Source organism: Virgibacillus sp. M23 (genome assembly GCF_034190895.1).
GTDB classification, from domain to species: domain Bacteria; phylum Bacillota; class Bacilli; order Bacillales; family Amphibacillaceae; genus Virgibacillus; species Virgibacillus salarius.
This window is the reverse complement of sequence record NZ_JAWDHA010000148.1, coordinates 1-681: the sequence shown is the minus strand read 5'-3', so window position 1 is coordinate 681 and position 681 is coordinate 1. Positions and strand designations below refer to the sequence as shown.

Here is a 681-nt window from a genome sequence, read left to right as displayed (position 1 = left end):
ATAGTTTGAGGACCAGACCGTTTGATTCGTGCCATCAATGTTCCTCTCCGGAACCGGAGCTCCATCCATTGACCGCAGGTTACGTTGTACGCCGGATTCCTTCATTCTGTCTAACCGCTCGTTCAGCCATGAATCAATCTTCAAGGCTCGTAACCTCATGGATCGCTTGTTTCATAATGGCAACCATTTCCTCGAGATCCTCAGCTGTACTGGCGAGAGGAGGCAGAAATGCAATCACGTCCCCAAGCGGCCTTGTCAGCATTCCCAGCTCTCGCATTTTTAAGGAAACTTTGTATCCAACCCGCCGATCAGCCGGATAAGGCTCTTTGGTATCCTTCGACTGAACAAGCTCTGCACCGCACATAAAGCCAAGCTGCCGAATATCCCCCACGTGAGGAAGAGCACGCAGATCTTGAAGAAGGACATGGAGCTTTTCACTTTTTTTCGCTACTTGTTCCACAATGTTTTCAGATTCAAATAATGCCAGATTTTCAAGCGCAACCGCACATCCAAGCTGATTGCCTGTATAGGAATGGCCATGGAAAAAGGTTTTTAGGTTTTCATAATCATCATAGAATGCCTTATAGATGTCTTCCGTGGCAAACGTAACGGCAATTGGCAAATAGCCTCCTGTAATGCCTTTACCTGCAGCCATCAGATCAGGCTGGACATTCTCGCGCT

At 47.7% G+C, this 681-nt stretch carries 1 protein-coding gene and 1 pseudogene; both read right to left on the bottom strand.

Annotation, left to right across the window (positions count from 1 at the left end; all coding sequences use genetic code 11):
- Positions 1 to 144 (bottom strand): annotated as a pseudogene (locus RVS70_RS21705) (8-amino-7-oxononanoate synthase); the annotation flags it as partial.
- Positions 134 to 681 (bottom strand): aminotransferase class III-fold pyridoxal phosphate-dependent enzyme (locus tag RVS70_RS21700; RefSeq protein WP_321134795.1); only part of this gene is annotated, 548 nt, incomplete at its 5' end. The gene RVS70_RS21700 and the pseudogene RVS70_RS21705, both read right to left, overlap by 11 nt.